We start from the raw sequence: 7,580 nt of genomic DNA, 5'->3' as shown, positions 1-7,580 counted from the left end.
GTTTTTGAGTAACAGCTTGCCGGATATTCAAAGGCAGCTACTTTTGGCTGCAATCATTTTTTAGTCTAAACTACAGTGATTTAAGTCCGCGTACTTAAGTCCAAGGTTTTTCTTAACTGCGGGCGATCGCCAGGAAGTATCGCAACCGACTAGCAACGGCAGAATATCAGTATACAGGCGATCGTTGTGGTGATTCGATTATATTTGCAATTCCATTATACATGATGCCGCTCAGCAGCCGATCGCCCATGTATTTTAACTTGTGGAATTGCAGAGGCGGGCCTAATTTCCGCGATCGCATCCGGCCTCTGTTTTCTCACCAATTTCTTAAGTTTGCTAGCTGGAAAACAGATGTGTGTTGGGACTTTTTCGCAAACATCTTGCTAAAACAAGCAACCCGTGCATTAGGTCAAAATGCTGGGAGGGCGATCGACAATATCTAACTGGCGATATAACGTTAATAAAGTTTACAAATAGAGGGTATCTAAAAAATACCAGCAGTCACAACATTTACTAAGTAATTATTTCAGATTAAATTAATATTTCTCTTGGTGAAAAAAGCAAAGAGGCCAGCTATACTTAAAAAGTAAGTGAAAAAAAACAACTCGCTGAAACGATATGGCAACAACATTGTACGAAAAAATGGGTGGAGAGCCAGCCATTAAAGAGATGGTGGATGATTTTTACCGCGATGTTTTGGCTGACGAGATAGTGAGCCATTTCTTCGATCATACAGACATGGAAAAGCAGCGCCGCCATCAAACTGCTTTTATCTCTTATGCCCTCGGCGGCACCAAGCAATACTCAGGTCGTTCAATGGAGAAAGCCCACGCAGGTTTGAATTTACAGCCTGAACACTTTGATGCGATTGTGAAGCATTTGACAGATGCAATAGTTGCCCACGGCGCGTCCCAAGAGGATCTCGATGAAGCGCTAGGTAAGATCGCGACTTTGAAAGAGGCTGTTTTGTACAAGTAAGATCGAGTACAGACAAGAGGGTTTTTGCAGCCACTCGAATACTGATAAAAGTGGAGATTTCGTAATTGTGCAGCGAAAGCTCCACTTCGTTTTTGGCCGCATATAATGAACCGCGAAGATGCGAAGGAAGAGAAGAGTTCACAATTGAGGCGAAGATGGCTAGAGTTATTTAACTGACCTCCCGTATGAGTTATGGGAATCAATCGCGAGCGATCTTATAGCGCGTTTAAGTTATTTTCGACTGGGTTTATAAATACCTATTTCATTTTTTATAGTAGCTTATTCGGCTAGCCACAGTATGGCTAAAGTATATTTTACGGCATTCGTTAATTTACTTGAAATGCTGACAACTTATATTCCTCCTTTAGCTAGATGACGGTAGTTAAGTGCGGATTGCACGATCGGTTTACTAATTGCCAATTACCAATTCCCAAATCGTATATGCCGCAATACTTCGGAAAACTTCAAAAAACCGAACAGCCTTGGTCAACAATCGGTTCGGTAGAATCCATAAATAAAACCGATCGCACCTTTCACTTTAATTGCGGCGAAACTTCCCTAAACCTCAGCATCCTCGCGCCGAATTTAATCAGAGTGCGAATGTCCCCGACAGGTGAATTCAAAAGCCGATCGCAATCAATAACGGTCCCTGACGAAGAGTGGGAAATTACACCATTTGAAGTGCGAGAAACAGACGAAACAATAGAAATTGAAACAGCACAAATAACGATTTCAGTCAAGCGCGATCGCACTTCCATCGAATGCTTTGACAAATCGGGAAAACCCTTTGCTAGCGACTGCGATCCTAGTATGGGATGGCGCACCGGCGCAACCGCAGGCTGGAAACGCATCGAAGCAGACGAACACTTCTACGGTTTCGGCGAACGCACTGGCTTTCTCGACAAACTCTCCGAAGTCAAGACAAACTGGACAATAGACGCGCTTGACTACAATTCCCTCAGCGATGAAATGTACCAGGCTATCCCCTTTTACATCGCCCTGAATCCCGATCGCGCTTACGGCATTTTCTTCAACACTACATTTTGGAGTCGATTCGACATCGGCGCCGAACAACCGGGAGTTTTGCGGATGGAAACCAGAGGCCCGGAACTCGACTACTACATCATTTACGGCCCGGAACCCGCCCAAATTCTCGCCACCTACACGCAGTTAACCGGCCGGATGCCGCTTCCGCCAAAATGGGCGCTGGGATACCACCAATGCCGCTGGAGCTACGACTCCGAGGACGTTGTGCGGGAGTTGGCGAAGCAATTTCGCGATCGCGCCATTCCCTGCGATGTCATTCACCTCGACATCGACTATATGAACGGCTACCGCATTTTTACCTGGAGTCCGAAGCGTTTCCCCGATCCCGCGAAACTGATCGCAGACTTGAAAGCAGCCGGTTTTAAGGTTGTCACCATTGTCGATCCCGGTGTCAAGTACGAACCGGAAGGAGATTATGAAGTATTCGATCGGGGTGTGGAAAATGACTATTTCGTCCGCACCGCAGAGGGAAGGCTATTCCACGGTTACGTTTGGCCCGAAAAAGCGGTGTTTCCCGACTTTCTGCGGCCAGAGGTGCGCCAGTGGTGGGGCGAATTGCACCAAAACCTTACAGATATGGGCGTTGCGGGGATTTGGAACGACATGAACGAACCTTCGATCGCAGAACGGCCTTTTGGCGACGGCCACCAACACATCTGGTTTCCGCTGGATGCACCGCAAGGCCCGGAATCCGAGGGCGCAACCCACGCGGAAACGCACAATTTGTATGGGTTGATGATGGCGAAAGCTTGTTCCGAAGGGTTGCAAAAAGTGCGATCAAACGAGCGATCTTTTGTGCTGACGCGATCGGGTTTTGCGGGCGTTCAGCGTTACTCGTCGGTATGGATGGGCGACAATCTATCGCAGTGGGAATACTTAGAAATGTCGCTACCGATGCTTTGCAATATGGGGCTTTCCGGCGTGGCGTTTGTCGGTTGCGACATCGGGGGTTTTGCGGAGAATGCAACCGCTGAATTGTTCGCGCGGTGGATGCAGGTTGGAATGCTGTATCCCTTGATGCGCGGTCATTCGGCGATAAATACGGCCCAACACGAACCGTGGGTTTTTGGCGATCGCACTGAGAAGATTTGCCGCGAATACATGAATTTGCGCTATCAGTTGTTGCCTTATATTTACACGTTGTTTTGGGAAGCTGCGACGACGGGAACACCGATTTTGCGACCGTTACTATATCAATTTCCGCGCGATCGGGCAACTTATCACCTTTACGATCAAGTATTGCTCGGCCCGTCGCTGATGGCTGCACCTGTTTACCGCCCGGGAGTTGAACACCGCGCCGTGTATTTGCCGGAGGGAACTTGGTACGATTGGTGGACGGGCGAATGCTATCAGGGCCCGATGCACATTTTAGCTTATGCACCTTTGGAGAGAATGCCGCTTTACGTGCGGGGAGGGGGCATAATTGCGATCGCACCTGTGAAGCAATTTGTCAGCGAAGAACCGCTTGAGTCATTAAAAATGCGAATTTGGCCCGGAAGCGGTGAATGGACGCTTTATGAGGACGACGGACACAGTTTTGAACATGAAAAAGGTGTCTGGGCAACGACTAATTACAAGGTGTATTTGGAAGAGGAAAAAATCATCGTTGAAATTGCCGCGCGCGAGGGCCAATTTTTGATATCAGAACGCGAAGTTATTGTGGAAGTTGTTGGCGTTGGCGAACAGCGATTTACAGATGATGGTACGGTGCGGCGTTTGACATTTGGATAACTTTGGCATAAAGCGGTTTATGCTATGGTGGGATTCATTCAGGACGATCGCTCGATCTGGCAGAGTTTGAGATGGAAAGGGCGATCGTATACCTCGATCGATCTGAGCGTGTGATTCCGGTAGGGGTGCTTGGTCGCACTTAGCCCGCAATCTCAAAGCTGAAATTGATGAGGATTTAATTTAGTCTGATCGAGGGACTGTCTCGTTACCTTTTGAAATCGGTGAGTATCAGCGCGTTGCTGTCAAGATTGTGGACGATATTGTGGACGATCGCGGGATTGAAAGTTTTAAAATTATCCGATCGCAGCCATAATCTCTCTCTAGCATTGCCGAAGAGTTGGGGTGTCCAGCATCTTTATTATAGTAAAAAGTGTTTTAGTATAATAAAAGCTTGCTCCGGTAATCTTATTTCACTGGAATAACATAAGATAGCAAAACCTCAACCTTTGTCCCTCAGCCACCCAATGATGCGATCTGGTCGATACGTCCAACAAATCGAAGGATACAGCGCCTTCATTCCAGCGCCACTCCCCCCAAAGCCACCGATCAAAATGGACGGCGCGCTCAACCGCTTGCTCTCTGATGCCGATCGCGCTTTGGGAAGACTGGACGGTGCCACCTCTATTTTGCCCAACCCTGACCTATTTGTAGCGATGTATGTCCGTCAGGAAGCGGTTCTTAGCTCGCAAATTGAAGGGACGCAAAGCACCCTAGAGGACGTACTTCAATATGAAATCGATGTCAAAGGTCAAGAACGCTTTAAAGATGTGCAGGAGGTTGTTAACTACGTTAACGCCATGAACTACGGTTTAAAGCTGCTTCAAGAATTACCACTTTGTCTGCGCTTGCTGCGAGAGATCCATGCAGAATTGATCAAAGACGTGCGAGGGAGCGAGCGCACGCCCGGAGAATTTCGGAAAAGTCAAAATTGGATTGGCCCTCAAGGCTGTGACCTTGCTACTGCTGCTTTTGTACCTCCAACAGTGGCAGAAATGCACCACACCCTCGATAATCTAGAAAAATTTTTGCACGATACCAATTCCTTACCTGTACTGATTCATTGCGGATTAGCTCACGCTCAATTTGAAACAATACACCCATTTTTAGATGGAAACGGACGAATTGGACGATTGCTAATTACTTTTCTGCTTTGCCAGCAAGGAATCCTTCAAAAGCCTTTACTATACCTCAGTCATTATCTAAAATTTCACAGAATAGAGTATTACGATCGCCTGATGGCAATTCGCACTCATGGAGATTGGGAAGGATGGTTAAAGTTTTTTCTTCAAGGTATTTTTGAAGTCAGCCAGTCAGCCACATCAACAGCTCGTTCTATTCTGGAAATGCGAGAAAAACACCGTAAAATCATCGGTCAGCAGATTTCCACCAGCAGTTATGGATTGCGCTTGCTAGAAGTCCTTTTCCAGCACCCTATCGTAAATATTCGTTTGGTAGAAAATGAACTGCAATGTACTTACGCAACCGCGAGTAAAATCGTAGAACAATTTGTCAAACTTGGCTTGCTATGCGAAGTCACAGGTTGGCAACGCAACAGACTTTATCGTTACGAACCCTATCTCGATCTTTTTGAAAGCAACTACACATTAATCACTCCAGAAAAATCTGATTCTCTCCCATCAACTCAAAGTTAATCTTTTTTTAAGATAGCCAAATTTAGGCGCGCGCCAACTACAATTAATCAACTCATCATCTATCGGAAGTCTAAATCATTCATGCAGGTTTGTAGGGGTAGTACCCCGTGCCTACCTCGATCGGGGCAACCACGCGGGATTGCCCTAACTTAATTTTACAACTCATTTAGCCGCTATATAATATACGGGAGGCGAGCAGTAGACATCTCCAGAACAGCCAGTCTTGAACAGGCTTTCCGGTCTGTTCCACAAGAATTATTGGAGAGGTCTAGTAGACCCGACACTTACCCACAAACTATGCAACCCATCCAAATTACCACATTCCAAGCTTTGTGGCGCAGCTTGGGCCTGATAATCAAAGCCGCACCAATAGAACTCCGCAATTTAATATTACTCAACATCATTCGCGGTGCTGCCCCCTCTGCCGTGCTATTTTTAGATAAATTAATCATTGATGAAGTATCTCGGTTGCTATCGCAAACCCAAACAGCACAGCCCTTTGCTTTGATGCTTTCCCGGCCAATATTGCTGTGGAGTATTGGCGGAGTCTTAAGTCTCAAGTTAATCGGCGACTCTCTCGAAACAATGAGTTCTTTTGCAGCGACATCTTTGCGCGATCGCGTTCAAGGCTTTGTCGAAGGAAAAGTCCTGGAAAAAGTCGCGAATTTCGACGATATTGCCCTCTTTGAAAACCCCGAACTATTAAATATTGTAGAACTCGCAAAAACCGGAGTCTCCAAAATACAGCAACTAGCATTTACCCTCAGCATGACCATCACGGGAATTTTTATATTTATTCCATCTATTAGCCTTGCTGCTACCATAGCTTGGTGGGTGCCAGTGCTGATGCTGATTTCATCATCTCCCTCAATTTACATCCAAAGAAAATATAGCAGAATCATCTGGAGAGTTCAAAGAAAGCAAGCTAAAATTAGCCGCGAGATGAACTTATCCGCTAGAGTATTGACGGGCGAAGAATACGCGAAAGAATTGCGTTTGTTTGGCTTGCAGGAACTTTGGCTCAAACGCTGGCAGGCTCAGTTTTTGCAGTTTTTTAGCGAGATGCAACGCATCCGAAAAAAAGGAGCAATTGTTGTACTTTTCTGGTCAGTGTTTAGTAGAGTAGGAGTAGCTTTGCCATTTGTTTATGTGGTAATGGGAGCTTTGGGAGGGCGCTATACTTTGGGGGATTTGGCGCTTTATTCGGGTTTGATTGTCCAGGTGGAGCAAAGTTTGCAATTATTGATTGGAAACTATACTAATTTGTACGATATTTCCTTGGGCGTTAGTCCGATTTTTCAACTTTTGGAACTCAAGCCAGAATTGCAGTCTCCGCTTGTGGATGTGGCATCTCGCCTGCCTAGTTTACCAGATGGCAGACCAGATTCGGGCTTGAAAAAAGATAAAATTGCTATCGAAATTAAGCATCTATCTTTTTGCTATCCCGGTAGCGATAAAAGCACTGTTGAAGATATCAACTTAACGATTAATCCGGGGGAAATGCTAGTGCTTGTTGGTGAAAATGGCGCGGGTAAAACAACTCTTGGCAAACTCCTCGGTCGCCTGTACGACCCGACAAGTGGTACGATCGACTGGAACGGCAAAGATTTGCGATCGTACTCTCTAGCATACGTGCGATCGCGCATCGCCGTCGTTATGCAAGATTACGCCCGTTTCCCCTCCACAGTCCGCGAAAACGTCGGTTTCGGCGACTTGCTTTCACTCTCAGATGACACCGCAATTAACGAAGCTATTTCCGAAGCAGGAATTAGCGCAAAAGTCAATACTCTTTCCGCAGGTTTAGAAACACCCTTGGGGAAACAATTAGAAGATGGCATCGACTTATCGGGGGGACAGTGGCAAAGAATTGCGATCGCCCGCGCCTTAATGCGGCTTTCTACAGCCGAAGTGCTAATTTTTGACGAACCAACCGCCGCCCTAGACCCCAAGACAGAACACGAAATTTACAGCATCTTCCGCCAAATAGCCGCCGGGAAAACAACCATAGTCATCAGTCACAGATTGGGATTAGCAAAAATTGCCGATCGCATCGCCGTCATGGAAAACGGTAAAATAGCAGAAATAGGAACTCACGACGAATTGATAGCATCAAACGGAATTTACTGCTCAATGTTCACCCGTCAAGCTAGCAGCTATATTTAGTCATTAGTC

Annotated in this window: 5 protein-coding genes; all 5 read left to right on the top strand. The window is 46.3% G+C overall.

Annotated features, from left to right (window positions below; all coding sequences use genetic code 11):
• Positions 1 to 221 precede the first annotated feature (221 nt).
• The 5 genes from QT996_RS22900 (at position 222) to QT996_RS22880 (ending at position 7,571) form a co-directional block, all read left to right on the top strand.
• On the top strand, positions 222 to 443 hold the full coding sequence (locus tag QT996_RS22900; protein WP_333049227.1) for a hypothetical protein: 222 nt from the start codon (positions 222 to 224) through the stop codon (positions 441 to 443).
• A 175-nt stretch (positions 444 to 618) separates the two neighbouring features.
• Entirely contained in the window at positions 619 to 978 is a 360-nt protein-coding gene (locus QT996_RS22895) for a group 1 truncated hemoglobin (protein WP_333049224.1), read from the top strand.
• A gap of 441 nt (positions 979 to 1,419) precedes the next feature.
• Positions 1,420 to 3,756 (top strand): glycoside hydrolase family 31 protein, encoded by a 2,337-nt coding sequence (locus QT996_RS22890; protein ID WP_333049221.1) that lies wholly within the window; start codon positions 1,420 to 1,422, stop codon positions 3,754 to 3,756.
• 464 nt (positions 3,757 to 4,220) lie between these two features.
• Positions 4,221 to 5,408, top strand: a complete 1,188-nt coding sequence (locus QT996_RS22885) for a Fic family protein (RefSeq protein ID WP_333049219.1) — start codon at positions 4,221 to 4,223, stop codon at positions 5,406 to 5,408.
• Between the two features lie 297 nt (positions 5,409 to 5,705).
• Entirely contained in the window at positions 5,706 to 7,571 is a 1,866-nt protein-coding gene (locus QT996_RS22880; RefSeq protein WP_333049216.1) for an ABC transporter ATP-binding protein, read from the top strand.
• The last annotated feature ends 9 nt before the right edge of the window (positions 7,572 to 7,580 follow it).

It is taken from the genome of Microcoleus sp. S13C4 (assembly GCF_036700865.1).
Taxonomy (GTDB): Bacteria; Cyanobacteriota; Cyanobacteriia; order Cyanobacteriales; family Microcoleaceae; genus Microcoleus.
Note: the sequence above shows the minus strand (reverse complement) of the source record. Positions and strands in the feature narration are given on the sequence as shown.

What these genes read in the sequence shown, in the direction of transcription:
- QT996_RS22895 (WP_333049224.1), top strand. Translation starts at nt 619, where the DNA reads ATGGCAACAACATTGTACGAAAAAATGGGTGGAGAGCCAGCCATTAAA.
- QT996_RS22880 (WP_333049216.1), top strand. Translation starts at nt 5,706, where the DNA reads ATGCAACCCATCCAAATTACCACATTCCAAGCTTTGTGGCGCAGCTTG.
- QT996_RS22885 (WP_333049219.1), top strand. Translation starts at nt 4,221, where the DNA reads ATGATGCGATCTGGTCGATACGTCCAACAAATCGAAGGATACAGCGCC.
- QT996_RS22890 (WP_333049221.1), top strand. Translation starts at nt 1,420, where the DNA reads ATGCCGCAATACTTCGGAAAACTTCAAAAAACCGAACAGCCTTGGTCA.
- QT996_RS22900 (WP_333049227.1), top strand. Translation starts at nt 222, where the DNA reads ATGATGCCGCTCAGCAGCCGATCGCCCATGTATTTTAACTTGTGGAAT.